Origin of the sequence: Bradyrhizobium sp. USDA 327 (genome assembly GCF_041262065.1) — a bacterium.
In the GTDB taxonomy this organism is placed as follows: Bacteria; Pseudomonadota; Alphaproteobacteria; order Rhizobiales; family Xanthobacteraceae; genus Bradyrhizobium; species Bradyrhizobium liaoningense.
Genome location: NZ_JBGCCW010000001.1, coordinates 3,388,723 through 3,414,909, shown reverse-complemented (window position 1 = coordinate 3,414,909; position 26,187 = coordinate 3,388,723). Strand labels below are relative to the sequence as shown.

At 65.1% G+C, this 26,187-nt stretch carries 19 protein-coding genes; 16 read left to right on the top strand and 3 right to left on the bottom strand.

The genetic code is table 11. The annotated features are described in order from the left end of the window. The first annotated feature begins 174 nt into the window (after positions 1-174). A complete protein-coding gene (locus tag ABIA42_RS15685) occupies positions 175-3,324 on the top strand; it encodes a GAF domain-containing protein (protein WP_370112569.1) in 3,150 nt (1,049 codons plus the stop codon). Positions 3,325-3,471: 147 nt separating this feature from the next. On the opposite strand, the gene ABIA42_RS15680 is transcribed toward ABIA42_RS15685, so the two are convergent. Continuing rightward, positions 3,472-4,878 carry a PLP-dependent aminotransferase family protein gene (locus ABIA42_RS15680; protein ID WP_370112571.1) on the bottom strand — a complete coding sequence of 469 codons (1,407 nt, stop codon included), beginning with the start codon at positions 4,876-4,878 and terminating at the stop codon, positions 3,472-3,474. A gap of 118 nt (positions 4,879-4,996) precedes the next feature. Here ABIA42_RS15680 and ABIA42_RS15675 point away from each other — a divergent pair, with 118 nt between their 5' ends. Further along, on the top strand, positions 4,997-5,458 hold the full coding sequence (locus tag ABIA42_RS15675) for a carboxymuconolactone decarboxylase family protein (RefSeq protein WP_370112573.1): 462 nt from the start codon (positions 4,997-4,999) through the stop codon (positions 5,456-5,458). 42 nt (positions 5,459-5,500) lie between these two features. Further along, complete coding sequence (locus tag ABIA42_RS15670) at positions 5,501-6,139, top strand: HD domain-containing protein (protein WP_370112575.1); 639 nt, start codon at positions 5,501-5,503, stop codon at positions 6,137-6,139. Between the two features lie 53 nt (positions 6,140-6,192). On the opposite strand, the gene ABIA42_RS15665 is transcribed toward ABIA42_RS15670, so the two are convergent. Then, positions 6,193-6,459, bottom strand: a complete 267-nt coding sequence (locus ABIA42_RS15665) for a DUF3551 domain-containing protein (protein WP_370112577.1) — start codon at positions 6,457-6,459, stop codon at positions 6,193-6,195. 1 nt (position 6,460) lies between these two features. Next, positions 6,461-6,769, bottom strand: a complete 309-nt coding sequence (locus ABIA42_RS15660) for a DUF3551 domain-containing protein (protein ID WP_271529286.1) — start codon at positions 6,767-6,769, stop codon at positions 6,461-6,463. A 255-nt stretch (positions 6,770-7,024) separates the two neighbouring features. Here ABIA42_RS15660 and ABIA42_RS15655 point away from each other — a divergent pair, with 255 nt between their 5' ends. The 13 genes from ABIA42_RS15655 to bamA all read left to right on the top strand — a co-directional run bounded on the left by ABIA42_RS15655 (position 7,025) and on the right by bamA (position 26,130). Further along, on the top strand, positions 7,025-7,750 hold the full coding sequence (locus ABIA42_RS15655) for an outer membrane protein (RefSeq protein ID WP_271529285.1): 726 nt from the start codon (positions 7,025-7,027) through the stop codon (positions 7,748-7,750). Between the two features lie 555 nt (positions 7,751-8,305). Beyond that, positions 8,306-11,809 (top strand): DNA polymerase III subunit alpha, encoded by a 3,504-nt coding sequence (dnaE, locus tag ABIA42_RS15650; RefSeq protein ID WP_271529284.1) that lies wholly within the window; start codon positions 8,306-8,308, stop codon positions 11,807-11,809. 129 nt (positions 11,810-11,938) lie between these two features. Beyond that, positions 11,939-12,682, top strand: a complete 744-nt coding sequence (locus ABIA42_RS15645) for a carbonic anhydrase (protein ID WP_370112580.1) — start codon at positions 11,939-11,941, stop codon at positions 12,680-12,682. Positions 12,683-13,049: 367 nt separating this feature from the next. Beyond that, complete coding sequence (locus ABIA42_RS15640) at positions 13,050-15,710, top strand: caspase family protein (RefSeq protein WP_370112582.1); 2,661 nt, start codon at positions 13,050-13,052, stop codon at positions 15,708-15,710. 211 nt (positions 15,711-15,921) lie between these two features. Next, positions 15,922-16,917 (top strand): 30S ribosomal protein S2, encoded by a 996-nt coding sequence (locus tag ABIA42_RS15635; RefSeq protein ID WP_271528141.1) that lies wholly within the window; start codon positions 15,922-15,924, stop codon positions 16,915-16,917. Positions 16,918-17,049: 132 nt separating this feature from the next. Further along, positions 17,050-17,973, top strand: a complete 924-nt coding sequence (gene tsf / locus ABIA42_RS15630) for a translation elongation factor Ts (RefSeq protein ID WP_131868196.1) — start codon at positions 17,050-17,052, stop codon at positions 17,971-17,973. Positions 17,974-18,033: 60 nt separating this feature from the next. After that, on the top strand, positions 18,034-18,750 hold the full coding sequence (pyrH, locus tag ABIA42_RS15625; protein ID WP_271528142.1) for a UMP kinase: 717 nt from the start codon (positions 18,034-18,036) through the stop codon (positions 18,748-18,750). Between the two features lie 67 nt (positions 18,751-18,817). Continuing rightward, the gene (frr, locus tag ABIA42_RS15620; protein WP_027575609.1) at positions 18,818-19,381 is read left to right on the top strand and encodes a ribosome recycling factor; all 564 of its coding nucleotides are present in this window, start codon (positions 18,818-18,820) and stop codon (positions 19,379-19,381) included. A gap of 10 nt (positions 19,382-19,391) precedes the next feature. Next, positions 19,392-20,150, top strand: a complete 759-nt coding sequence (locus tag ABIA42_RS15615; protein ID WP_370112585.1) for an isoprenyl transferase — start codon at positions 19,392-19,394, stop codon at positions 20,148-20,150. Continuing rightward, positions 20,147-20,989, top strand: coding sequence for a phosphatidate cytidylyltransferase (locus tag ABIA42_RS15610; RefSeq protein ID WP_370112587.1), 843 nt, complete (start codon positions 20,147-20,149; stop codon positions 20,987-20,989). Before ABIA42_RS15615 ends, ABIA42_RS15610 begins: the two co-directional genes overlap by 4 nt. Before the next feature lie 4 nt (positions 20,990-20,993). Further along, positions 20,994-22,217 carry a 1-deoxy-D-xylulose-5-phosphate reductoisomerase gene (dxr, locus tag ABIA42_RS15605; RefSeq protein WP_271528145.1) on the top strand — a complete coding sequence of 408 codons (1,224 nt, stop codon included), beginning with the start codon at positions 20,994-20,996 and terminating at the stop codon, positions 22,215-22,217. Between the two features lie 44 nt (positions 22,218-22,261). Continuing rightward, positions 22,262-23,413, top strand: coding sequence for an RIP metalloprotease RseP (gene rseP / locus ABIA42_RS15600; protein ID WP_035670731.1), 1,152 nt, complete (start codon positions 22,262-22,264; stop codon positions 23,411-23,413). Between the two features lie 176 nt (positions 23,414-23,589). After that, entirely contained in the window at positions 23,590-26,130 is a 2,541-nt protein-coding gene (gene bamA, locus ABIA42_RS15595) for an outer membrane protein assembly factor BamA (protein ID WP_370112589.1), read from the top strand. Positions 26,131-26,187: the final 57 nt, after the last annotated feature.

The following is a 26,187-nucleotide window of genomic DNA, read 5'->3' as shown; positions in this document are numbered from 1 at the left end:
ACTTCAGCCGGATCCCAAGGGCCCGCGGAACCCAAGTGTCACCCGGAGGTTAATTGGTCGGTCAGTCGACATCGACGTCAGGTCGGGCTGCCCCGATCGAATTGAACTGCGCAACGCGGAATACCGTTTCATCAGCCTATTGAGTGGAGGCAGGGAAGTGTCCGGGGAAGACCGATGACGACAGCGACCGGGCTGCTCTCGGCCGACCGTAATGCCGTCTTGGCCACCCTCGGCGACTACATTCGAGAAATCGGCAACCCCGACGATCTCGCCTATGCCGCGGCTGAGCTGCTTGGCCGCAGCCTCGATGTCAGCCGGGCAGGTTACGGCACCGTCGATACCTCCGCCGAAACCATCACGATCGTTCGCGACTGGAACGCTCCCGGGATCTCGAGCCTGGCCGGCGTGCTGCGCTTTCGCGACTATGGCAGCTATATCGAAGACTTGAAGCGCGGCGAAACGGTCGTCTGCGCCGATGCCGAGAAAGACCCTCGCGTCGGCGACCGTGCCCGTGCTCTCGAGGCGATCTCTGCACGTGCACTCGTCAACATGCCGATCTCCGAGGCCGACGGGGTCGTGGCGCTGTTGTACCTCAACAATGCCGCGCCGCGCGAATGGAGCCCTGAAGAGCTGGAGCTCATTCGCGATGTTGCCGAGCGCACGCGCACCGCGGTCGAACGCCGCCGTGCGGAAACGGCCGTGCGCGAGAACGAAGCCCGGCTGCTCTTCCTGGACGCCCTCAACAAGGAGACGGCCAAGACCCGCGATGCCGATGGCGTGATGGCGGTGACGACGAGAATGGTCGGTGAGCATCTCGGCGTCTCGAACTGCGCCTATGCCGACATGGATCCTGATCAGGACGGCTTCACCATACGCGGGGACTGGGCAGCCCCCGGTGCGATGCACATCCTGGGGCACTATAGCCTTGGCGACTTCGGTGAGAAGGCGGTGCGAGAGCTGAGCGCCGGCAGGCCCCTTGTCATCAACGACAATCTGAAGGAGATCGCGCCAGAGGAAGCCGCCGCTTTCCAGCGCATCGGCATAGGTTCGACCATTTGCATGCCCTTGGTGAAGGAAGGGCGACTGACTGCCTTGATGGCGATACATCACCGGGGCCCGCATCTCTGGACGCCACGGGAGCTTGCCTTGCTCACCGAGGTGACGGAGCGATCATGGGCGCACATCGAGCGCGTCCGGTCGGAGCAGGCAGCCCGGGAAGCTGCCGAACGGCTGGTCCTCGCGAACAAGGCGGCGGGCATCGGCACCTGGGACTACGATCCGCTCAACGATATTCTCCGATGGGACAGCCGCTGCAAGGAGGTGTTCGGTCTCCCACCTGACGCCGACGTCAGCTATGAAGGGTCGTTCCTGAAGGGCATTCATCCCGAGGACAGGCAGCGCGCCCATGAGGCCGTATCGGCAGCCCTGAAGCCCCATTCTCCGGCAAGTTACAACATCGAATACCGAACCGTCGGTATCGAGGATGGCGTCGAGCGCTGGATCGCCGCAACCGGTCGCGCAATTTTTTCCAAGGGCCAGGCTACTCGCTTCATTGGGACCGTGCTGGATATCTCGGCGCAAAAGAAGACCGAACGTCATCTCAGGATACTCAACGATACAGGGGCATCGGTTGCCCGCGAACGCGATCTCGAGAAGATCGTTCAGATCGTGACGGATGCCGGCGTCGAGCTGACGGGCGCCCAATTCGGAGCCTTCTTCTACAACGTCCTGGCAGCGGGCGGCGACAGCTACATGCTGTATTCGCTGTCCGGCGTGCCTCGGTCCGCTTTCGAAAACTTCCCGATGCCGCGCAACACCGCCGTGTTCGAGCCGACGTTCAGGGGCACGGGCGTGGTGAGGTCGGACGACATTCTGCAGGACCCGCGCTATGGCAGGAATGCGCCGCGGAAAGGCATGCCCGAGGGCCATCTTCCGGTCCGCTCCTACCTGGCGGTCCCCGTGATCTCGCGAAGCGGCGAAGTGCTCGGTGGGCTGTTCCTGGGTCATGCGGAGGTAGGTCAATTCCACGAAGAGCATGAGGCCGCATTGCTCGGCATCGCCGGACATGCCGCGACGGCCATCGACAACGCTCGGCTCTTGACCAAGCTCGAGGCGCTCAATGCCGAGCTGGAGCAACGTGTCGCCGACGAGATCGGCGAGCGCATGAAGGCCGAGGAGCAATTGCGGCAATCGCAGAAGATGGAAGCCGTCGGGCAGTTGACAGGGGGCATCGCCCACGACTTCAACAACATGCTGGCCGTGATACTGGGCAGCCTGAATCTTGCAAAGCGACGGCTCAGCAAGGGCGAGGTCAACGTCGACCGCTTCCTCGAGGGTGCCATCGACGGCGCAAACCGTGCGGCCACCTTGACGCAAAGGCTGCTCGCGTTCTCGCGTCAGCAGCCTCTTGCGCCGGAGGTCCTGGACATCAACAAGATGGTCGGCGAGATGAGCGAGCTGCTCGAGCGATCGCTCGGCGAACTGGTCCACCTCGAAACGGTCCTCGCTGCGGGGCTCTGGCGCGTCAAAGCCGACCCCGCCCAGCTGGAAAGCGCGGTCATCAATCTCGCGGTGAATGCGCGCGACGCCATGCCGAAGGGCGGCAGGCTGACGATCGAAACCAGCAACGCGTCGATTGATCGAAAATATGCCCGCGAATACGCGCTGGCACCCGGGCAGTATGTTCTCATTGCCGTCACGGACAACGGCACCGGAATTCCGGCGGAGATGCTCGGAAAGGTCTTCGATCCGTTTTTCACGACCAAGGTCGTGGGCAAGGGCACCGGCCTCGGACTTAGTCAGGTCTACGGCTTCGTGCGGCAATCGGGCGGCCATGTCAAAATCTACTCGGAAGTCGACGTTGGCACGACCGTGAAGATCTACCTTCCACGTTTCATCGGCGAGGAGGCAATCCCGGACTCGTCGCGCGGGATCATACATCCCGGCGCAAGCCATCAGAACGAGACGATTCTCGTCGTGGAGGACGATGAGCGTGTCCGCAGCATCTCATCCGAAAGCCTGCGCGAGCTCGGCTATACCGTCATCGAAGCTGCGAGCGCCATACAGGCGATCAGGACGATCGAGAACGGCACCGTTCCGGATCTGCTGTTTACGGATGTCGTCATGCCCGAAATGACCGGCGCCGAACTCGCGGCACAATTGTCGAAACGACATCCCGGCCTGAAGGTGTTGTTTACCACCGGCTACACCCGCAATGCGATCGTTCACAACGGCATGCTCGACGCCGGCAAGCATCTGTTGTCGAAGCCCTTCGCGATCGAAGACTTGGCCGCCAAAATTCGCAATCTGCTCGACGAGAGTTGAGCACGTCGTGTCAGACGCCTTTCGATTCGAGCACGCCGGGCGATGTGCTCGTCCCAGACGATCTTCGGATGGATCTCTCCCGTTGCATGAGGGCGTTGTCCAGGCTTTCGCGAGTAGACATTTGAGGGACACGCCGACGCGTATCGGTCACGTCAGTCGATCGATCATCTGAAGGAGCCGATCGCAGGACGCCTCGATCTTCGTTAGAGGTGACGTTGCGACGCCGAGCAACAGTCCTGGGCGCGCTGAGCCTTTCGACGCAGACCAGAGCGACAGCGGCGTAGGCGCCAGTCCAAGCGCAGCTGCTTCCCTGGCGATGGCCAGATCGCGTGCTCCATCCGGCAACCGCAGGACCGCCGCTAATCCGGCAATCGCAACGTTCGCAGCGCGCGGGCGCAGGTATTTCAGCAATGCATCGCCTTGCGCTGCGTAGACCCGTTTCGTGCGCCGAAGATGCCGGAGATAATGGCCCTCGCTTATGAAATCGGCCAGCGCGAGCTGCACCGCGGGTCCAGGCGCAGGTGCGAGGCACGCCGCAACTTCGGCAAATCGCGACGCCAGAGCGGCGGGTGCAACCACAAAGCCCAGTCGCAGGGCAGGAGTCACAGTCTTGCTGAAAGAGCCGATGTGAATGACGCGGCCGGCGCGGTCGAGCGAGGCAAGCGCCGGTGTCGCCCGGCCCTTGAGCTGAAGCTCGCTCAGATAGTCATCCTCGATCACCCACGCCTTGCTTTGCGTGGCCCAGTCGAGCAGGCGTGAGCGTCTTGCCAGCGACAATGTCGCTCCGAGCGGCGCCTGCTGCCCTGGCGTCACGACCACCAGCGCCGCATCAGGAGCATGCTTCAGGCCGAAATCGACATCGATGCCGTCGGCGTCAACGGGGATCGGCACGATCGATGATCGCGCAAGCTTCAGGCCGTGCCGGGTGAAGGGAAAGCCTGGATCCTCCATCCAGGCCTTCTTCTGCTCGAGGCCGAGGACGCGGAGAGTCAGGCCAAGGCCGCCGCTGAAACCGCCGGTGATGATGATCTGGGAGGGCGCGCATTCGATCCCGCGCGCCAGCGCAAGGTAGGCGGCGATCTCGCGCCGCAACGCCGGCTCACCGCGCGGATCAGGATAGATCGCCGGTGCGCTCATCTCGATGCGGACCGCCTGCGCGCGCATCCGCGCCAGTAACGTCGCAGGAAGGGTCTCCTGCGCAGGCACGCCCATCTGGAAGATCGCCGGCCCGGCCGTAAGCTCCTGGTACATCTCCATGAACGAGCCTGGGGCCGGGGCCTTGTCCCGCCGCACCGGAAAGCGCGGCCGGTCCGCGACATGTGTTCCAGTCGCGCGGCTTGCGACGATCAGTTGCGCGGATGAGAGCTTTTCGTATGCGACGCGCACGGTGCCGCGCGCGACGCCGAGCTGGGCGGCCAGATCCTGCCAGGAGGGGAGGCGCGCGCCCGGGGCGAGCACGCCGCTCTCGATGGCGGCCCTGATTCCCTTGTGGATCTGCTCGGCCAAGGGCGTCTTCGCAGATCGATCCAGCTCCAGGCGCAGCGGCTCGGTCATGCCTGCATGGTACACGATTTTTGTGCATTCTTGGTTCTTTTCCGTGGACCAGAGCAAGGACACCTAATGGGGCAAAGGGGGGAGTGTTCATCCCCTCCGATCATCAAGGAGCAAACAGATGAGCGAACGTCTCGACTACAACCACGTTGCACCGGCAGGCGCGAAGGCACTGGGCGGTGTCTACGGCTACGTCATGCAGAGCGGGCTTCCCGCGACGCTGGTCACCCTGGTCTATCTCCGCGTGTCGCAGATCAACAACTGCGCCTATTGCCTCGACATGCATGCGCGCGACCTGCTCAAGGGCGGCGTCGAGATCGAAAAGCTCGCGCTGGTGCAGGCGTGGGCGGAGGCCGGCAATCTCTTCGACGAACGCGAGCGAGCCGCCCTTGCATGGGCCGAGACGGTCACCCGCGTCGCCGAGACCAACGTTCCGGATGATGCCTATCGAGCCGCCCGCAAGGTCTTCAATGAGCGCGAGCTCGTCGATCTCACGATCGCGATCAGCCTGATGAATGCGTACAATCGCATGTCGATCAGCTTCCGGAAAACGCCGCAGGCCGTGCTCGAGAGTGCCGCCTGACGACGAATGGCATCAGCCGAAACAGAAAACAGGAGCCTGAAAATGACGAGCATGATCTCCGGCGTCAAAATTCCCGACAGCCAATTGGCGCGCGAGGCTGCCGAACTCGTGCGCAGTTACGAAGGCGAGATGTTGTTCAACCATTCGGTTCGCGTCTACGTGTTCGGCGCGATCAAGGGGCTGCGTCAGAAGCTGAAGTTCGATCCCGAACTGCTGTATGTCGCGGCGCTGTTTCACGACCTCGGTCTCGTCGATCACTACCACACCGATACCAAGCGGTTTGAGGTCGACGGCGCCGACGCCGCACGCGACTTTCTGCGGGCGCGCGGCATTGCCGAGCCGCAAGCCGACCTGGTGTGGGAAGCAATCGCGCTACACACCACCCCCGGCATTCCGCAATATATGAGACCGGAGATCGCGCTCACCAACGCAGGCGTCCTGGTGGACGTCGTGGGCATTGGATATGACGAGTACACGCCGGAGCAGCGCGACCAGGTGATCTCCGCGTTTCCGCGCGGCGACTTCAAGAACGAGTTCTTGAAGGTGCAGACCTGCTCAGCGCTGAAGAAGCCGCAGACGACGTTCGGGACGGTCAACTTCGATTACATCGAAGATCACGATCCGAGCTTCCGCAAGCCGAACGCGTGCACGCGCATCCGCAACACGCCCTGGCAGAGCTGAGGAGAGGCTGCCGCTCCGTCACGGCATGCCCGGCATCAGCGGAACGGCTTTGATCATCCGGCACGAACAGCGGGGCGTCTCGGGCGGTGAGGGGGCGCCGGCTTGCTCGATGGAAAATACGGATTCACCACGCAACTCGCGGAGCGCCCGACGGCGAGATATCGGCACTGCGCAAGCGAACCGTAGCGGCAGTCGAAATAGCCGACGGGACCATAGATCTGCATGCAGACGGGATAGCTCGGATCGTAGGTCTGTGCATACGCAAGTCCGCCGGCAGAGAGCTGGGCGATCGCGACGAGCGCGAGGTGAGCGCGGCGCATCTCAGCGCGGCAGGAAGTAGCCCGGCGTCTGTGCGCGCGGACGATTTTGATACGCGTATGGATCGTCGCTCTGTCCGACGAAATACGGATTGGCGATGCAGGTCAGCGCGCGACCGGATGCGCTCTCCTGACACTGCGCATAGGTGTCGAACCTGCAATTGCTCAGTCCCGGCCATTCATCACCGGTGAGGCAGAATGGATGATTCTTGCCGAATGCGTGCGCCGGTGTGCTTGCAGCCGATGCGAATGCAAATGTGGCGAATGCGAGCGAAAATGTGGCGACAATAGGCAAGGGAACTCGACCGCGCATTTCGATTCTCCAATCACGTGAATGTGCGCGCGATGCCGTTACGCGCACATGCAGTTTATGTCCTGTAGTCGACATTGGAACTCGCGAAAACACTTGTTCCAAAGGGTTTCCGCACACCTGCTGATAAACATTCGTTAATGCAGCGAGGTCCTTTCGACCCAACTGTTGCGTCGCGGTTACAGCAATTCCGTCGTCCGCTGCTAAGACATTGCGCACGGCCCGGGGGCCTACTGAAGAAACTGGAACGGGAACCAAATGAAAAAGAATTTGTTGCTTGCCGCTGTCAGCCTCGTCGCGCTCAGCGCGGCTGCGCCGGCGATGGCTGCTGACCTCGCGGCGCGGCCCTACACGAAAGCTCCGCCCGCGGCGATCGCCGCCGTCTACGACTGGAGCGGGTTCTACATCGGCGTCAACGGTGGTGGCGGTTCGGCGGATACGTCGTGGGACCTCGTCAACTTTGGCCCTGAAGGTTCGCACAACTCGACCGGCGGCACGGTCGGTGGCCAGATCGGCTATCGCTGGCAGACCGGCCAGTTCGTTTTCGGTGTGGAAGGCCAGGGCAACTGGGCCGACTTCTCGGGCGACAACATCAGCCTGATCGCCGCCGGCAATCGTAACCGGACCAGGATGGACGCCTTTGGGCTCATCACCGGTCAGGTTGGCTATGCCTGGAACAACGTCCTGTTCTACGCGAAGGGCGGTGCGGCTGTTGTCAGCAACAAGTACGACGTCTACAGCGTCGCCACGGGCGCGAACATCGATAACGCGGACGAGACCCGCTGGGGCGGCACGGTTGGCGCGGGCCTGGAGTTCGGTTTTGCTCCGAACTGGACGGTCGGCGTCGAGTACAACCACATCTTCCTCGGCGACCAGAATGTCACCTTCGCCAGTGGCGCAGTCGACCGCATCAAGCAGGACGTCGACATGGGCCTCGTTCGCCTGAACTACAAGTTCGGCGGCCCGCTGCTGGCCCGCTACTAAGACAGATCGCTCAACGCGAGCGGCTGACGAAAGCCCCGGCTTCGGCCGGGGCTTTTTTATTGTTTGCATCCAGCGAGTTAACCATCCCGTTTCGCGTGGTCTCGGACCGCTTGACTCCCCTGAACAAAATGAGAACAATGTTCTTCATACGTTCCAACAAGGGAGCAGGCCATGTTCAGGGTTTTCGTGGAAGAAGCCGCCGCACTGGCGTCCATCACGCTGTTCGTCGGGATGATCGCGATCTGGGCGCAGGTGATTCCTCAGCTCTAGGGCGCGATGAGATTGGGATGAGTCGTCATCGCCCTTTAGGTTCTGTTGGAGCATGATCTTTTCGGACAACCGGATCATGCTCTGGGCCGGAGAGCTTGCTGCTGCCGCTGGGGAAAAGCGGGACGACTCGGCCGATCGGCCGCTCCGGCGTGGACTCTGGAGCAGTGACGCCCCACCATTGCGAGGCGAGTCGCCCGGGCGGTGCAGGATCCTCTTTTGATCTACCTGACATCTCCCGGCGCTGGCGACCGCTCCATTTCATCTGCAAGAGGCCGTCACGCGACCATGCCGAGCGCCGGATTCGTTCACCTTCACGTTCACTCGGCCTATTCGCTGCTCAAGGGCTCGATCAAGATCGCCAAGCTCGCCGAGCTTGCGAAGAAGGACCACCAGCCCGCGCTGGCGCTGACCGACACCGACAATCTGTTCGGTGCGCTGGAGTTCTCCGACAAGATGGCGAGTTCCGGCATCCAGCCGATCGTCGGCTGCGAGCTGGCCGTCGATTTCGGCGACCAGGATCCGAATGCGCGGAACGCGATGGGGCCGTCGCGGGTGGTGCTGCTGGGAGCGCAGGAGCGCGGCTATCGCAGCCTGATGCGGCTGAACTCGCGCGCGTTCCTGGAATCGCCGGACAGCCATGCTCCCTTCATCAGGTTCGATTGGCTCGAGGGCGAGACCGAAGGCCTGATCGCGCTGACGGGCGGACCGGACGGGCCGATCTCGCTGGCGCTCGCCGGCGGTCATGCCGAGCTCGCCGCCCAGCGCTGCGAGCGTCTGGCCGGCCTGTTCGGCGACCGCCTCTACGTCGAATTGCAGCGCCACAACACCGAGAAGGAGCGGCGCGTCGAAAGCGGCTTGATCGACATCGCCTACGCCAAGGGACTGCCGCTGGTTGCGACCAACGAGCCGTATTTCGCCGCAACCGACGACTACGAAGCCCATGACGCGCTGCTCTGCATCGCGGGCGGGAGGCTGATCGCCGAGACCGAGCGCGAGCAGCTCACGCCGGATCATCGCTTCAAGACGCGCGCCGAGATGGCGGTGCTGTTCGCCGACATCCCGGAGGCGCTGGCCTCGACGGTGGAGATCGCCGAGCGCTGCTCGTTCCGGCCGATGACGCGCAAGCCCATCCTGCCGTTCTTCACCGTCGGCGCCGCGTCGAGCTCGGATGCGGCTGCGGTGGAGGCCGCCGAATTGAAGCGCCAGGCGGAGGAGGGGCTCGCCAACCGCCTGCGGGTGCATGGCCTGTCGCAGGGCACGACGGAAGAGACCTACGCCAAGCGGCTCGCCTTCGAGCTCGACGTCATCATGCGGATGAAATACGCGGGCTACTTCCTGATCGTGTCCGACTTCATCAAATGGGCGAAGTCGCAAGGGATTCCGGTCGGGCCGGGCCGCGGCTCCGGCGCCGGCTCGCTGGTCGCCTGGGCGCTGACCATCACCGACCTCGATCCGATCAAGTTCGGCCTGCTGTTCGAGCGCTTCCTCAATCCCGAGCGCGTCTCGATGCCGGACTTCGACATCGACTTCTGCCAGGACCGCCGCGGCGAGGTCATCCAGTACGTGCAGCAGCGCTACGGCCGCGACCAGGTCGCGCAGATCATCACCTTCGGTACGCTGCAGGCGCGCGGCGTGCTGCGCGACGTCGGCCGCGTCCTCCAGATGCCCTATGGCCAGGTCGACAAGCTCACAAAACTGGTGCCGCAGAATCCGGCGGCACCGGTGACGCTGGCCGCCGCGATCGAGAGCGAGCCGAAGCTCCAGGCGTTCCGCGACGAAGACCCGGTGGTGGCGCGCGCCTTCGACATCGCGCAGCGCCTCGAAGGCCTGACGCGCCACGCCTCGACCCACGCGGCCGGCATCGTGATCGGTGATCGCCCGCTGAGCGAGCTCGTGCCGCTCTACCGCGATCCCAAATCCGACATGCCGGTGACCCAGTTCAACATGAAATGGGTCGAGCCCGCGGGGCTCGTGAAGTTCGACTTCCTCGGCCTGAAAACGCTCACAGTCCTCGACGTCGCAGTCAAACTGCTCAAGCCGCGCGGCATCGATGTCGATCTCGCCACGCTGCCGATCGACGATGCCGAGAGCTACCAGATGCTGGCCCGGGGCGACGTGGTCGGCGTGTTCCAGGTTGAAAGCCAGGGCATGCGGCGGGCGCTGATCGACATGCGCCCGGACCGTTTCGAAGACATCATCGCGCTGGTCGCGCTCTATCGACCGGGCCCGATGGCGAACATCCCGACCTACTGCGCGCGCAAGCACGGCGACGAGGAGCCGGAATATCTGCATCCCGTGCTGGAGCCGATCCTCAAGGAGACGTTCGGCGTCATCATCTACCAGGAACAGGTGATGCAGATCGCGCAGGTGATGTCCGGCTATTCGCTCGGCGACGCCGACCTCCTGCGCCGCGCCATGGGCAAGAAGATCCGCGCCGAGATGGACAAGCAGCGCGACATCTTCGTCGCGGGCGCGGTGAAGAACGGCGTTCCGAAGGGGCAGGCCGAGACCATCTTCGAGCTCTTGGCGAAGTTTGCCGACTACGGCTTCAACAAGAGCCACGCGGCGGCTTACGCGCTGGTGTCCTACCACACCGCCTACATGAAGGCGCATTATCCGGTGGAGTTCATCGCGGCGTCGATGACGCTCGATCTCAACAACACCGACAAGCTCTCCGAATTCCGCTCCGAAGCGCAGCGTCTCGGCATCAAGGTCGAGCCGCCCAACATCAACCGGTCAGGCGCGACCTTCGAGGTCGGCGAGAAGACGATCTACTACGCGCTCGCAGCGCTCAAAGGCGTCGGCATCCAGGCGATTGAGCAGATCATCGCGGAGCGAACGAAGAACGGCCTGTTCACCTCGCTCGCCGATTTCGCCGCCCGGGTCTCGCCGCGCGCGATCAACAAGCGCATCATCGAAAGTCTCGCCGCCGCCGGCGCCTTCGATACGCTGGAGCCGAACCGGGCGCGCGTCTTCGCCGGTGCCGACTCGATCCTCGCCGCGTGCCAGCGCGCGCACGAGGCCGCGACCGTCGGCCAGAACGACATGTTCGGCAGCGCGGCCGACGCGCCGACCATCATGCTGCCGCAGGTCGAGCCGTGGCTGCCGGCCGAGCGGCTCCGCCGCGAATACGACGCGATCGGCTTCTTCCTGTCGGGACATCCGCTCGACGACTACGCGACCGTGCTGAAGCGGCTGCGGGTGCAGAGCTGGGCCGAGTTCTCGCGCGCGGTGAAGACCGGCGCGACCGCCGGCAAGGTCGCCGCGACCGTGGTCTCGCGCATGGAGCGGCGCACCAAGACCGGCAACAAGATGGGCATCATGGGCCTTTCGGATCCGACCGGCCATTTCGAGGCGGTGCTGTTCTCCGAAGGCCTCGCGCAGTATCGCGACGTGCTGGAGCCGGGCGCGGCCGTGCTGCTGCAGCTGGGGGCCGAGCTCCAGGGCGAGGACGTGCGCGCCCGCGTGCTGCATGCCGAGCCGCTCGATGACGCCGCGGCCAAGACGCAGAAGGGCCTGCGCATCTTCCTGCGCGACACCAAGCCGCTGGACTCGATCGCCAAGCGTCTCGCCGGGCCAGACATGGCGGCCTCGAACGGCGGCGCGCCGAAAGTCGGGAGTCCCGCGCTTGCGCCGCGCTCCAACGGCGACGGCGAGGTCTCGCTGGTGATGATGCTCGACCTCGAGACCGAGGTGGAGATGAAGCTGCCCGGCCGCTTCAAGGTCTCGCCGCAGATCGCCGGCGCGATCAAGGCGGTCGCGGGCGTGGTGGACGTGCAGCAGCTCTGAGGTTGCCTGCACCGCGCAAACCAAAGCTTAACTATTTGGCTCGCGCGTGGTTTCGAAGTCGCTCGAGCGCAGCTATCAGTTGTCGACTCGACAATCTCGTTTGACGAGAAACCTGGAAGGACAACAACCATGTGCGAAAAGTGCTCCGAAAATCTGCATCAACCTGTTGCTCCCTCCCGGCGCTCCATGATGCTGCTCGCCACGTCGGCGCTTGCGGCTGCGGCGTTTGGCGGAACCGCCTTCGCCAAGGAGAAGAAGGCGCCGCCGAAACCGCAGAACGTGCTGTCGCCCGATGCGGCGCTGAAGCGGCTGATGGAAGGCAATGCGCGCTACGTCTCGGGCGTGTCGCGCCGCCACGACTTCAAGCATGAGCGCGAGGCATTGGTCGGCGGTCAGAATCCCTACGCGGCCGTTCTGAGCTGCGCCGATTCTCGCATCGCGCCCGAATATGCCTTCGACAGCGGACGCGGAGACCTGTTCGTGTGCCGCGTCGCCGGCAATTTCGCTGGCGACGAGACCGTTGCGAGCATGGAATACACCGTCGCGGTGCTCGGAACGCCCCTGATCCTGGTGCTCGGCCACGACAATTGCGGCGCGGTCGATGCGACCATCAAGTCGCTGAAGGACGACAAGCCGCTGCCGGGGCACATCCCCACGCTGGTCGCCGCGATCGCGCCGGCGGTGAAGACGGCGGCCCAGCAGAGCGGGAATGCGCTCGACAACGCCATTCGCCAGAATGTCCTCGACAACGTCGCCAAGCTGAAATCGGCCGCCCCGATCCTCAACGCGGCGGTCGAGCAGGGCAAGCTCAAGGTGGTCGGGGGCATCTACCGGCTGAGCACAGGAAGCGTCGAGTTGCTTGCCCAGGGCTGAGCCCATCCGAGCATCGAGCCTTTCGGTCGCGCCTCTTTCCTCCAGAGGCCGGCCGCAAGGTCGACAAGCAGCAATCACCCTCGCGATGACGTCGGCATACGAGATCCGGGGCCGGTCGATTTCTCGCCCGTTGATGAATTGGCTGCCCGGACGACCGCCGCCGAATTGAAATTGGCCGAGCGATCCTCGGACGAGAGGACGCGTCGCGATATCGTCGCAGCGGGGCTGACGCCGGCGATGGGGCGGCCATGCCACCGCCTCAATCCAAGCTTTTCGTCGTTCATCAAGCCTTTCGTTCAACCGCCGTTCAGCCGGCTGCGCGCCTCATGCGTGCCGGACCTTGACAACAATAGCGGGCGAGCAAGCCATGCGTGGGACGCTCAGAGCTTTCATCTGCCTTCTGCTGCCGATCCTGGCCCTCGCCGCCGGCGTACCGGAACCGGCGCGCGCCCAGCAGCCGGAAAAGCGTCTCGCGCTCGTGGTCGGCAACGGCGCCTACGCCAAATCGCCGCTGGCGACGACGGCCAACGATGCCGGCCTGATCGCGCAGACGCTCCAGGCGGCGGGCTTCGACGTGGTCGGCGCGCGCGATCTCGACGGCGACACGCTGCGCAAGAGCTTGCGCGATTTCATCCAGAAGGCCCAGGCTTCGGGCCCGGGCACCGTCGCGATGATCTATCTCGCCGGCTACGGCGTGCAGCTTGCCGGCGAGAACTATTTCATCCCGGTCGATTCCAACATCACCCGCGACACCGACATACCGACCGAGGCCCTGCGCATCAGCGACTATGTGCGCCAGCTCGCATCCATTCCGCTCAAGGCCGGCATCGTCGTGCTCGACGCCGCGCGCGCACAGCCCTTTATCGAGGGCGGTCAGCCGATCGCGAGCGGCCTGGCGCTGGTCGAGCCCGAGGCGAACATGCTGATCGCCTTCAACGCTGCGCCCGGCACGGTGGCGCCGGAGGAGCCTGGGCCTTACGGCATCTATGCCCAGTCGCTCGCCGAGATGATCCGCACCGGCGGCCTGCCGCTGCCCGAGGTGTTCGACCGCGTGCGCTTGCGCGTCAACGAGGCCTCCAAGGGCGCGCAGGTGCCTTGGAACGAGCAGAAGATATCGGCGCAATTCTCGTTCTTTGAGCGTGGGCCCGACGCGCCGCCGCCGGAGACCACGCCCGACCAGGCCGCCGCGATCCGCAACAAGCCGATCCGCGATCTCGGCGTGCAGGATGCCTATGCCGCCGCGCTCGAGCGCGACACGCTGGCGGCCTATGAGGAGTTTCTCGCGGCCTATCCGAATGACCCCCTTGCAAAGCGCGTCATGGCGATCGTGGCGGCGCGCCGCGAGGCGATCACCTGGCGGCGAACCTATCGCGCCGATACGCCGGACGCCTATTGGTCGTATCTGCGCCGCTACCCGCGCGGGCCGCATGCAGGCGATGCCCGGCGCAGGCTCGCGATCCTGACTGCGCCGCTCGAGCCGCCGCCGACTTTCACGATGCTGGATTACGACGTGCCGCCACCGCCGCCGGAGGAGGTGATCTATGTCGACCGTCCGGTGCTGTATTTCAGCGATCCCGATTTCGGCTTCGCGCCGCCACCGCCGCCACCGGTCTATTATCTGCCGCCGCCGCCGCCGGATTTCGTCGTGCTGCCGCCGCCGCTGCCTGTGGTCGGCCTCTTCGTGCTGCCGCAGCCGGTGTTCGTGCCGATCCCGGTGTTCGTCAGGCCGCCGGTCTATGTCGCGCCGCCGCCGAACAACATCATCTTTCAGAACATCCACAACACCACGGTCATCAACACCGTGATCAACCGCCCGCCGGCGGCGCCGCCGGCCGCGGGGCCGGCGCCCGGTCCGGGCAATCTGGCCCCGGCGGTTGCCGGCCGCGGCACACCGGCAGGTGCCGCCGTGCCGCAGGCAGTCATGCAGCGTGCGGCGCTGATCCAGCAGGGCAAGGCGCCGATGCCGCCGAGCGCGACGATCCAGCCGACGGTGAGACCGGGTATCGCGGCTCCAGCTCCAGCCAATGTCGCTCCTGCCACGACAGCCCAGCCGCCGGCTGCGGCCAGGCTGCCCCAGGTCAATACCTTGCCGGCACCCAATACCTTGCCGGGAACTCCTGGCGGTCCACCGGCGGGGACGGCGCCCGGCGCCGTAACGCCAAGCGGCAGGCCCAGTCCGAGCGCGACGGCCCCCGCCGGCAACGTTCCTGCGGCGACACCCCAAACACCGGCGGCCACCAGGCTGCCGCAGGCCAACACGCTGCCGGTGCCCGGAACTCCGGGTGGACCGCCTCCGGCCGGGGGAGGGGGCACGCCCGGCGCTGCTCCGCCTCATGGCAGACCCGCTGCCACCGCCACGACGCCCACTGGCAACGTTCCGCCGGCACCGCCGAACGCGGCAACCGCTACTCCGCCCAATCAGCCGACGGCTCCCGGAAGCTCGACGCCGCCGTCCGCAGGCCTGCCCAAGCCGCTGGGGCCGACAACGCCACCTGCGGCTGACCTGCGCGGCAGGCCGGCCGGGTCCCAGTCGGGCGCTTTGCCGCCGCCGAGCGCGGCCCCCGGCAAGCCGGTCGTCCCGCCCACGGTCAAACCCGCGGCACCGCCACCGCCGCCAGTGGCGGCGCGGGGGCCGTCCGGAGTTCGGGATCACCGGTCCGCGCCGCCGCCGCAGGCCGCCAGGCCTGCCGCACCGCCACCGCATCCTCAAGCCTTGGCGAAGCCGACGCCGCCGCCTCCGCCGCGAGTCGCGCCACCCCCGCCGCCGCGCGCGGCGCCTCCGCCCGCAGCTGTGGCCCGACCGGCGCCACCGCCGCCCGTTGCTCGACCGGCGCCGCCTCCGCCTGCGATGGCGCGTCCTGCACCGCCTCCACCTCCAATCGCACGGCCCGCGCCGCCGCCACCTCCGGTCGCGCGTCCTGCACCGCCTCCCATGGCGGCCGCGCCGCCGCGTGCGGCGCCGCATCCCCCGCCACGGCCAGCCGGCCCGCCACCAAAGGCCTGTCCGCCCGGCCAGCCCAAGTGCTAGGAGGCTGAAGGGCAGGGACGTCGGGAAGTGACAGGGAGCTTGCGGGCGTCCCGGATGGCCCCTTATTTCCTTGCTTCTGGCCGAAATGGCGCTATATAGCGCGCCATCTCACACGGAAACATGGCTCACAAGGCCGTCCGGTGGCAACCGGGGCGAGAACGCTCCGTTTTGCTCACACGTTTCCGGAGGAACCAACCGGAGAATTAGAACGATGGCGCTACCCGATTTCACCATGCGTCAGCTGCTCGAAGCTGGCGTGCACTTTGGTCACCAGTCTCACCGCTGGAATCCGAAAATGGCTCCGTTCATTTTCGGCACCCGCAACAACATCCACATCGTCGACCTCGCCCAGACCGTGCCGATGCTGCACCAGGCCCTCCAGGCCGTCAGCGACACGGTGGCCAAGGGCGGCCGCATCCTGTTCGTCGGCACCAAGCGCCAGGCGCAGGACGGCGTCGCGGACGCGGCCAAGCGCTGCGCGCAGTATTTCGTCAATTCGCGCTGGCTCGGCGGCACGCTGACCAACTGGAAGACGATCTCGGCCTCGATCAAGCGCCTGCGTCACCTCGACGACGTGCTCTCGGGCGGCGAAGCCAATTCCTACACGAAGAAGGAGCGCCTGACGCTTCAGCGCGAGCGCGACAAGCTCGACCGCTCGCTCGGCGGCATCAAGGACATGGGCGGTCTGCCCGACCTGATCTTCGTGATCGACACCAACAAGGAAGACATCGCGATCCAGGAGGCCCAGCGCCTCAACATCCCGGTCGCCGCGATCGTCGACACCAATTCGGACCCCAAGGGCATCACCTATGTGGTGCCGGGCAATGACGACGCCGGCCGCGCCATCTCTCTGTACTGCGATCTCATCGCGCGCGCTGCGATCGACGGCATCTCGCGTGCCCAGGGCGATTCGGGCATCGACGTCGGCGCTTCGGCTCAGCCGGTCGCCGAAGAGCTGCCGGCGCCCTCGTCGAGCGGTTTCCAGGGCCTTGCGGGTCCGCGCGGCACCGCCGACGACCTCAAGAAGCTCCCGGGCGTGTCGGGTGCGATCGAGAAGAAGTTCAACGACCTCGGCATCTTCCACTATTGGCAGCTCGCCGAGCTCGACCACGACACCGCGCACACGATCGGCGAAGAAGTCGGTCTGCCGAGCCGCGCGGACGCCTGGGTGGCCAAGGCCAAGGCGCTGACCGCGGAAGCGGAATAGTCAAAAAGAGCGATGGGTTGGCCGGATAGGATCCGGCCACCATTCCAGTTGACGCAAATTGCTGAGATGGAGCGCGGCGGGGCGCTACGATGCCACGCTGCGGCAAACCGGCAGGCACAAAGGATTTCAACGATGGCAACGATCACAGCTGCGATGGTCAAGGATCTGCGCGAGTCGACCGGCGCAGGCATGATGGACTGCAAGGCCGCGCTGACCGAGAACGACGGCAACATGGAAGCGGCGCAGGACTGGCTTCGCAAGAAGGGTCTGTCCAAGGCTGCCAAGAAGTCGGGCCGGGTCGCGGCCGAGGGCCTGATCGGCGCGCTCACCAAGGGCACCAAGGGCGTCGTGGTCGAGGTCAATTCCGAGACCGACTTCGTCGCGCGCAACGGCCAGTTCCAGGGCCTCGTCAAGATGATCGCCCAGGTTGCCTTCGACGTCGGCGCCGACGTCGAGAAGATCAAGGCCGCCAAGGTCGGCGACGTCACGATCGAAACCGCCATCAATGACGCGATCGCCACCATCGGCGAGAACATGACGCTGCGACGCGCCGCCCAGCTCGAAGTGAGCCAGGGTGTGGTGTCGCACTATGTCCACGGCGCCGTCATCGACGGCGCCGGCAAGATGGGCGTGATCGTGGCGCTGGAATCGCCGGGCAAGGCCGACGAGCTTGCCGCGCTCGGCCGCCAGATCGCGATGCATGTCGCCGCCGCCAACCCGCTGGCGCTCGATCCGTCCGGCCTCGATCCGGCGGTGGTCAAGCGCGAGAAGGACGTGCTCGCCGACAAATATCGCCAGCAGGGCAAGCCCGAGAACGTGATCGAGAAGATCGTCGAGTCCGGCCTCAAGACCTACTACAAGGAAGTCTGCCTGCTCGAGCAGGCCTTCATCCACGATACCGGCAAGTCGGTGGCGCAGGCGGTGAAGGAGGCCGAGGGCAAGGTCGGCGGCGCTGTGAAGATCGCGGGCTTTGTGCGCTATGCTCTCGGCGAGGGAATCGAGAAGCAGGAAAGTGACTTCGCGGCCGAGGTCGCCGCGGCCAGCGGCAAGAAGTAAGCGACGGAACGTTCCTTCCGGCGTGCCGCCGGAAGCGGCGCCCGGACAAGGAAGGTGCTCATGACTGATCCGGTCTACCGTCGCGTCGTGATCAAGCTGTCCGGCGAATATCTCGCGGGACAGCAAGGCTTTGGCATCGATCAGCCGACCGTCGACCGGGTTGTGGACGATCTGATCGCGGCCCGCCATCTCGGCACCGAGGTCGCGGTCGTGATCGGCGGCGGCAATATGGTCCGCGGCGTCGAGGTCTCCTCCCGCGGGGTGTCGCGCACAACCGGCGACACCATGGGCATGCTCGCCACCATGATGAACTGCCTCGCGCTGGAAGCAGCGATCGAGCGCAAGGGAACGCCGGCGCGGACGCTGTCGGCCTTCGTCATGCCGGAGATTTCCGAGCTGTTTACCCGCACTGCGGCACACAAATACCTGGCCGAGGGCCGGATCGTGCTGCTTGGCGGCGGGACGGGCAATCCGTACTTCACCACCGACACGACCGCGGTGCTGCGTGCCGCCGAGATCGGGGCGCAGGCGGTCCTGAAGGCGACCAATGTCGACGGCGTCTACTCGGCCGACCCGAAGACGGATCCGACCGCCACGCGGTTCGACCGTCTGACGCATTCGCAGGCGATCGAGGGCGGCTACAAGGTGATGGATGCGACCGCCTTCGCGCTTGCCCGCGAGACATCGCTGCCTATCATCGTATTCTCGATCGCGGAGCCGGGGTCGATCGGCGCGATTCTGCGTGGCGTCGGCCACGGAACCATCGTCGCCGGCTGACGGCTCGTCTTGCGTGCCCCGAGGGAAGGGCGCGGAGCGGTCGCCGGGATTTTGAAGGAGAAACGTGATGGCCACGGGTAATTTCGACCTCAACGAAGTGAAGCGCCGCATGCAGGGCGCCGTCCAGTCCCTCAAGCACGAACTCGGCGGCCTGCGCACCGGCCGCGCCTCCGCCTCGATGCTCGATCCGGTTCAGGTCGAGGCCTATGGCAGCCATATGCCGCTGAACCAGCTCGCCACCGTCAGCGTGCCGGAGCCCCGGCTGATCTCGGTGCAGGTCTGGGACAAGTCGATGGTCAAGGCGGTGGAGAAGGCGATCGTCGATTCCAATCTCGGCCTGTCGCCCGCGACCGAGGGCCAGGTGCTGCGCCTGCGCATTCCCGAGCTCAACGAGGAGCGGCGCAAGGAGCTGGTGAAGGTCGCGCACAAATACGCCGAAGCCGCCAAGGTCGCCGCGCGCCATGTCCGTCGCGACGGCCTCGACGTGCTCAAGAAGCTCGAGAAGAATCACGAGATGTCGGAGGACGATCAGAAGCGTCACGCCGACGAGGTGCAGAAGGCGACCGACGGTACCATCGCCGAGATCGACCAGTTGCTGGCCGCCAAGGAAAAAGAAATCCTCACCGTCTAAGGCCGCTTCCATGTCCAACGCCGCCGCGCCAGCAACGGAAGGACCCGACCGGTCCGAGGCGCCTGCGCATGTCGCCATCATCATGGATGGCAACGGGCGTTGGGCGGCCGCGCGCGGCCTGCCGCGTGCGGAAGGGCATCGCCGCGGTGTGGATGCGCTGCGCCGCGTGGTGCGCGCCTCGCACGAGCTCGGCATTCGCTATCTCACCATCTTCTCGTTCTCTTCGGAGAACTGGTCGCGCCCGGCGAGCGAGATCGGCGACCTGTTCGGCCTGCTGCGGCGCTTCATCCGCAACGATCTGGCGAGCCTGCATCGCGACGGCGTCAAGGTTCGCATCATCGGCGAGCGCGAGGGGCTCGAGAGCGACATCTGCGGGCTCCTCAACGAGGCTGAGGAGCTGACACGCGACAACACGCGCCTGACGCTCGTCGTCGCCTTCAACTACGGCTCGCGGCAGGAGATCGCGAAAGCGGCGCAGAAGCTCGCCCGCGAGGTTGCGGAGGGCAAGCTGGATCCAGCCACGATCGACGCCGAGACGCTCGGAGCGCATCTCGACGCGCCCGACATTCCCGATCCCGATCTCATCATCCGCACCAGCGGGGAGCAGCGCCTGTCGAACTTCCTGATGTGGCAGGCCGCCTATAGCGAGCTCGTGTTCGTGCCGATCCACTGGCCCGACTTCGACAAGGCGGCGCTGGAAAGCGCGATTGCCGAATTTGCCAGGCGCGAACGCCGTTTCGGCGGCCTGGTCGCGAAAAACGCCTCGTGAGCGAACCGGACGCCGCACCGGCGGGCTCTCAGCCTGCCCCGAGCAATCTCGTGCTGCGAGTCCTCGCAGGTTTGGTGCTGGCGCCGCTCGCCATTGCGCTCGCCTACGCCGGCGGCTGGCTCTGGGCACTTCTCGTCACCCTGGTCTCGATCGGACTGTTCGCCGAATGGCTGATGGTGGTGGGCGCGAGCTCGGTCGCGCTGACGGGCGCGGGGACGATCGTCATTGCCATCGTGGGATTTTGCACGGCCTTCGGTGCCCTCAAGACGGCCGTCATCAGCGGCTTCATCGGCGGCGCGATCGTCACGCTGATTGCGCGGAGGAAGTTCTTCTGGGCGGCGACCGGGTTTGCCTATGCGTCGGCGGCGCTGCTGGCCTCGATCCTTTTGCGGCAGGATCTCGTCAACGGTTTCGCCGCGCTGATGTTCGTGCTGCTCGTGGTGTGGGCGACCGACATCGGCGGCTATTTCGCCGGCCGCAGCATCGGCGGGCCGAAACTGTGGCCGCGCGTGAGCCCGAAAAAGACCTGGTCCGGAGCGCTCGGCGGCTTTGCGGCGAGCCTTGCCGTTGCGGCCGGCTTTGCCGCCTGCGGGATCGGAAAGGCGGTTCCACTGCTGCTCGTCAGCGCCGTCCTGTCGGTGGTATCGCAACTCGGCGATCTCTTCGAATCCGCAGTGAAACGGCGCTTCGGAGTCAAGGATTCCAGTCACTTAATTCCCGGCCATGGCGGGCTTATGGACCGCCTGGACGGTTTCGTCGCCGCCATCCTGGCGGCATGGATTATCGGCTTTCTCCGCCACGGTGTGCATAGCGCCGGAAGCGGTCTTATGGTTTGGTGAGGATATGAGCGCGGTCCCATTGCGTAACAACAGGCTTGCGGCGTCCGGCGTCCGCAGCGTCACGGTTCTCGGCGCCACCGGCTCGATCGGCGACAGCACGATGGACCTGCTGCGCGCCTCGCCCGAGCGCTACCGGGTCGAGGCGCTGACGGCGAACGGCAATGTCGCGGCGCTGGCCAAGCTCGCCAGGGAATTCTCCGCGCGCTATGTCGCGATCGCCGACACCTCCAAGCTCGGCGAGCTCAAGGCCGCGCTGGCGGGCACCGGCACCGAATGCGGCGCCGGCGAAAGCGCGGTGATCGAGGCCGGCGCACGTCCGGCCGACTGGGTGATGGCGGCCGTGAGCGGCGCAGCGGGACTGAAGCCGGCGCTGGCGGCGGTCGATCGCGGTGCCCATGTCGCGCTCGCCAACAAGGAGTGTCTGGTCTGCGCCGGCGATTTCTTCATGCAGCGCGCGGCAAAGGCGGGCGCCTGCATCCTGCCGGCCGATTCCGAGCACAATGCGCTGTTCCAAGCGCTGAGCTCAGGCAATCGCGACGAGCTCGTCCGCGTCATCATCACGGCCTCGGGAGGTCCGTTCCGGACCTGGAAGCCCGCCGACATCGAGCAAGCCACGCTCGAGCAAGCGCTGAAGCATCCGAACTGGAGCATGGGCCAGAAGATCACGATCGATTCCGCCTCGATGATGAACAAGGGGCTCGAAGTGATCGAGGCGTCCTATCTGTTCGCGCTCGCGCCCGACGAGATCGACGTGCTCGTTCATCCGCAGTCGATCATTCACGGCATGGTCGAGTTCTCCGACTGCTCCGTCGTGGCCCAGCTCGGCGCGCCCGACATGCGGACGCCGATCGCGCATTGCCTCGGCTGGCCCGATCGCATCAAGGGGCCGGCGGCCAGGCTGGACCTCGCCAAGATCGGCCAGCTGACCTTCGAAGCGCCGGACTTCGAGCGCTTCCCCGGACTTCGGCTGGCCTACGATTCGCTCCGGACCGGGAAGGGCGCGACCACCGTCTACAACGCCGCCAACGAGGTCGCGGTCGCCGCCTTCATCGCCGGCAAGATCCGGTTCGGCGCGATTGCCCGGCTGGTCGAGGCGACCCTTGACGATTGGATCAAAGGTGGGAACCAGGCGCCCCTGACGTCCGCCGACGATGCAATATCCGTTGACCATGTTGCGCGAAATAGGGCTGCCGCCCTATTGCCTCAAATTGCCTTAAAGGCATCCTAGCTGGTTCGGTGCCAGGGCCTTGCGGCGCTGGGTGAGGGAAATCGATGATCGACTTTTTCGTCCATAGTTTCAATACGTTGAGCCATGGGCTCCTCGGTTACGCAGTCCCCTTCTTGTTCGTCCTGACCATCGTCGTGTTCTTCCACGAGCTTGGCCATTTCCTGGTCGCGCGCTGGGCGGGTGTTCGCGTGCTGACCTTCTCGCTCGGTTTCGGACCAGAGCTGGTCGGTTTCAACGACCGCCATGGCACCCGCTGGAAGATCTCGGCAATCCCGCTCGGCGGCTACGTCAAGTTCTTCGGCGACGAGAGCGAGGCCTCGACACCGTCGTCCCAGACGCTCGCGGCGATGACGGCCGAGGAGCGCGCCGGCAGCTTCCACCACAAGAAGGTCGGTCCGCGCGCCGCCATCGTCGCGGCCGGACCGATCGCGAATTTCATCCTGGGCGCGCTGATCTTTGCTGGCATGGCGCTCTACTATGGCAAGCCGAGTACGATCGCGCGTGTCGACGGTGTGGTCGCCGACGGCGCGGCGGCTGCGGCCGGCTTCAAGGTCGGCGACGTCGTCATCCAGATCGACGGCAAGCCGATCGAGAGCTTTGCCGACATGCAGCGAATCGTTGCGATGAACGCAGGTTCGGCGCTTGCGTTCCAGGTGAAGCGGGACGGCGCCATCGTCTCCCTGACCGCGACCCCGGCGCTGCTGGAGCGCAAGGATCCGTTCGGCAACAGTCATCGTCTCGGCGTTCTCGGTATCGAGCACAAGTCGCAGGCCGGGGAGGCCTCGACCACGCCGGTCGGCGTCGGTGAGGCGCTCAAGATCGGGGTCGAGCAGGTCTGGTTCATCATCACCAGCACCTTCAAGTTCCTAGGCTCGCTGTTCGTCGGGCAGGGCAATCCGAACGAGGTCAGCGGCGTCCTGGGAATCGCGAAGATGTCGGGGCAGGCGGCCAGCGCCGGGTTCCAGTTCGTCATCAATCTCTGCGCGGTGCTGTCGGTCTCGATCGGCCTGTTGAACCTGTTCCCGATCCCGCTGCTCGACGGTGGCCACCTCATGTTCTATGCGGCCGAGGTGGTCCGTGGCCGGCCCTTGTCCGAGCGGACCCAGGAGATGGGGTTCCGAATCGGACTGGGCTTGGTGCTGATGTTGATGGTGTTTGCGACCTACAACGACATCCTGCGGATGGCCGCTTCCTGATCGAGGCTTTTTTGTGGCGTTGCTGTTCAGCAACGTCCTGGAATGAAATTGAAATCACGGCGCTTTCGGCCGTTTGCGCCGTCGGTGAAATTGGCTACAAGCGGCCTGAACTTGGGGAATCTCCAGACCGGCGTTGGGGTTGGGTCTGGCAGGGAATGATAAGGGCGCGTTGCGCGATGAAGTTTGGACTGCGACTCCGGGGGGGCTTGCTCGCAACCCTGATCATGTTCGGCGCGCCGGTGATTGCCCCGGTTGGGGCTGTTTTCGTGTCTTCGTCTGCATTCGCTCAGACCGTCCAGTCGATTTCCGTCGAGGGAAATCGCCGGGTCGAGGTGGAGACGATCCGCTCCTATTTCAAGCCGGGTCCGGGCGGCCGCCTGGATCAGGCTGCCATCGACGACGGCCTCAAGGCGTTGATCGAGACCGGCCTGTTCCAGGACGTCAGGATCAACCGCGGTCCCGGCGGCCAGATCATCGTCTCCGTGGTGGAGAATCCGGTGATCGGGCGCCTCGCCTTCGAGGGCAACAAGAAGATCAAGGACGAGCAGCTCTCCGCTGAAGTCCAGTCCAAGGCGCGCGGCACTTTCTCCCGCGCCATGGTGCAGTCCGACACGCTGCGAATCGCCGAAATCTATCGCCGGTCCGGCCGCTACGACGTGCGCGTCACGCCCGAGGTCATCGAGCAGCCGAACAATCGCGTTGACCTGATCTTCACGATCGAGGAGGGCGCCAAGACCGGCGTCAAGTCGATCGAGTTCGTCGGCAACAACGCGTTCTCGTCCTACCGCCTCAGGGACGTCATCAAGACGCGCGAATCGAACCTGCTGAGCTTTCTCGCCAGCGGCGACATCTATGATCCCGACCGCGTCGAGGCCGACCGCGACCTGATCCGCCGCTTCTACCTCAAGAACGGCTTCGCCGACGTCCAGGTCGTGGCCGCGCTCACCGAATACGATCCGGAGAAGAAGGGCTTCAACGTCACCTTCAAGATCGAGGAAGGCGCGCAGTACCGCGTCGCCGCGGTCAACTTCCGCTCGAGCATTCCGAACTTCGATCCAACCTCGATGCGCGGCTATTCGCGCGTCAATGTCGGCTCGCTCTACAACGTCGAATCGGTCGAGAAGTCGGTCGAGGAGATGCAGATCGAGGCCTCGCGCCGCGGCTATGCCTTCGCCGTGGTCCGGCCCGGCGGCGACCGCAACTTCGAGGCACACACGGTGTCCGTCGTTTTCAACATCGACGAGGGCCCGCGCACCTATATCGAGCGTATCAACCTGCGCGGCAACACCCGCACGCGCGACTACGTGATCCGCCGCGAGTTCGACATCTCGGAAGGCGATGCCTACAACCGCGCGCTGGTCGATCGTGCCGAGCGGCGCCTGAAGAACCTCGACTATTTCAAGAGCGTGAAGATCACGACCGAGCCGGGCTCGTCGAGCGACCGCGTGATCCTGATCGTCGACATGGAAGAGAAATCGACCGGCGACTTCTCGATCTCGGGCGGTTACTCCACCACCGACGGCGCGCTGGCCGAAGTGTCGGTCTCCGAGCGCAATCTGCTCGGCCGCGGCCTGTTCGCCAAGGCGTCGGTGACCTATGGCCAGTACGCCCGCGGCTACTCGCTGTCGTTCGTCGAGCCGTATCTGCTCGACTACCGCGTCGCGCTCGGCCTCGACCTCTATCAGCGCCAGCAGCTGGCCAACAGCTACATCTCCTACGGCACCAAGACGCTCGGCTTCTCGCCGCGCCTCGGCTTCTCCTTGCGTGAAGATCTGGCGCTCCAGCTGCGCTACTCGATCTACCAGCAGGAAATCACGCTGCCGAGCTACCTGGCGAACTGTAACAACGTGCAGTTCCTGCCCGATGGCAGCGCGAATCCCTTGTTCAATCCGAGCCCGGCCTTCGCCAATGCCAATGGCATTAGCCTTGCGTCGACGAACGGCCTGGGCTGTTACAACGATGGCGAAGCCTCGCTGCCGGTGCGCAAGGAGCTTGCCAACGGCAAGACCCTGACCTCGGCGCTCGGCTATACGCTGACCTACAACACGCTGGACAACAACAAGAACCCCACCGACGGTCTGCTCATCGACTTCCGGCAGGATTTCGCCGGCGTTGGCGGCGACGTGAGCTATCTGAAGACCGTGGCGGACGGAAAGTACTATACTCCGCTGGTGTCTGACATCGTCGGCATCGTCCGTCTGCAGGGCGGTATCCTGACCAAGGTAGGCAGCGATCTGCGCATGCTCGACCACTTCCAGATGGGTCCGAACCTCGTCCGCGGCTTTGCCCCGAACGGCATCGGCCCGCGCGACCTGAATCCCTTCGGTACCCAGGACGCGCTCGGCGGCACCAAGTACTGGGGTGCTTCGCTCGAACTGCAGATGCCGTTCTGGTTCCTGCCCAAGGAAGTGGGTCTGAAGGGTGCGGTCTATGCCGATGCCGGCGGCCTCTTTGATTACCAAGGGCCAACGAGCTGGACCACGACCAACGAGGTCAATGCGCCCGGCTGTATCCCGTCGACCATCAATCCGTCATCAGCGGGCACCTGTACCGGTCTCGTGTTTGACGACAGCAAGGTGGTCCGCACGTCGGTTGGTGTCGGCCTGATCTGGCAGTCGCCGTTCGGCCCGCTGCGCTTCGACTACGCCGTGCCGCTCACCAAGGGCAAATACGACCGCACGCAGGAGTTCCGGTTCGGCGGCGGCACCACGTTCTAATTCGATCAGCACGGCACGATCCGGATCACTGGAGCCGGTTTCCGAAAGGGATCGTGC

Excerpts from the sequence above, each read along its gene's own strand:
- ABIA42_RS15685 (WP_370112569.1), top strand. The coding sequence starts at position 175 with ATGACGACAGCGACCGGGCTGCTCTCGGCCGACCGTAATGCCGTCTTG.
- ABIA42_RS15680 (WP_370112571.1), bottom strand. The coding sequence starts at position 4,878 with ATGACCGAGCCGCTGCGCCTGGAGCTGGATCGATCTGCGAAGACGCCC.
- ABIA42_RS15675 (WP_370112573.1), top strand. The coding sequence starts at position 4,997 with ATGAGCGAACGTCTCGACTACAACCACGTTGCACCGGCAGGCGCGAAG.
- ABIA42_RS15670 (WP_370112575.1), top strand. The coding sequence starts at position 5,501 with ATGACGAGCATGATCTCCGGCGTCAAAATTCCCGACAGCCAATTGGCG.
- ABIA42_RS15665 (WP_370112577.1), bottom strand. The coding sequence starts at position 6,459 with ATGCGCCGCGCTCACCTCGCGCTCGTCGCGATCGCCCAGCTCTCTGCC.
- ABIA42_RS15660 (WP_271529286.1), bottom strand. The coding sequence starts at position 6,769 with ATGCGCGGTCGAGTTCCCTTGCCTATTGTCGCCACATTTTCGCTCGCA.
- ABIA42_RS15655 (WP_271529285.1), top strand. The coding sequence starts at position 7,025 with ATGAAAAAGAATTTGTTGCTTGCCGCTGTCAGCCTCGTCGCGCTCAGC.
- dnaE (WP_271529284.1), top strand. The coding sequence starts at position 8,306 with ATGCCGAGCGCCGGATTCGTTCACCTTCACGTTCACTCGGCCTATTCG.
- ABIA42_RS15645 (WP_370112580.1), top strand. The coding sequence starts at position 11,939 with ATGTGCGAAAAGTGCTCCGAAAATCTGCATCAACCTGTTGCTCCCTCC.
- ABIA42_RS15640 (WP_370112582.1), top strand. The coding sequence starts at position 13,050 with ATGCGTGGGACGCTCAGAGCTTTCATCTGCCTTCTGCTGCCGATCCTG.
- ABIA42_RS15635 (WP_271528141.1), top strand. The coding sequence starts at position 15,922 with ATGGCGCTACCCGATTTCACCATGCGTCAGCTGCTCGAAGCTGGCGTG.
- tsf (WP_131868196.1), top strand. The coding sequence starts at position 17,050 with ATGGCAACGATCACAGCTGCGATGGTCAAGGATCTGCGCGAGTCGACC.
- pyrH (WP_271528142.1), top strand. The coding sequence starts at position 18,034 with ATGACTGATCCGGTCTACCGTCGCGTCGTGATCAAGCTGTCCGGCGAA.
- frr (WP_027575609.1), top strand. The coding sequence starts at position 18,818 with ATGGCCACGGGTAATTTCGACCTCAACGAAGTGAAGCGCCGCATGCAG.
- ABIA42_RS15615 (WP_370112585.1), top strand. The coding sequence starts at position 19,392 with ATGTCCAACGCCGCCGCGCCAGCAACGGAAGGACCCGACCGGTCCGAG.
- dxr (WP_271528145.1), top strand. The coding sequence starts at position 20,994 with ATGAGCGCGGTCCCATTGCGTAACAACAGGCTTGCGGCGTCCGGCGTC.
- rseP (WP_035670731.1), top strand. The coding sequence starts at position 22,262 with ATGATCGACTTTTTCGTCCATAGTTTCAATACGTTGAGCCATGGGCTC.
- bamA (WP_370112589.1), top strand. The coding sequence starts at position 23,590 with ATGAAGTTTGGACTGCGACTCCGGGGGGGCTTGCTCGCAACCCTGATC.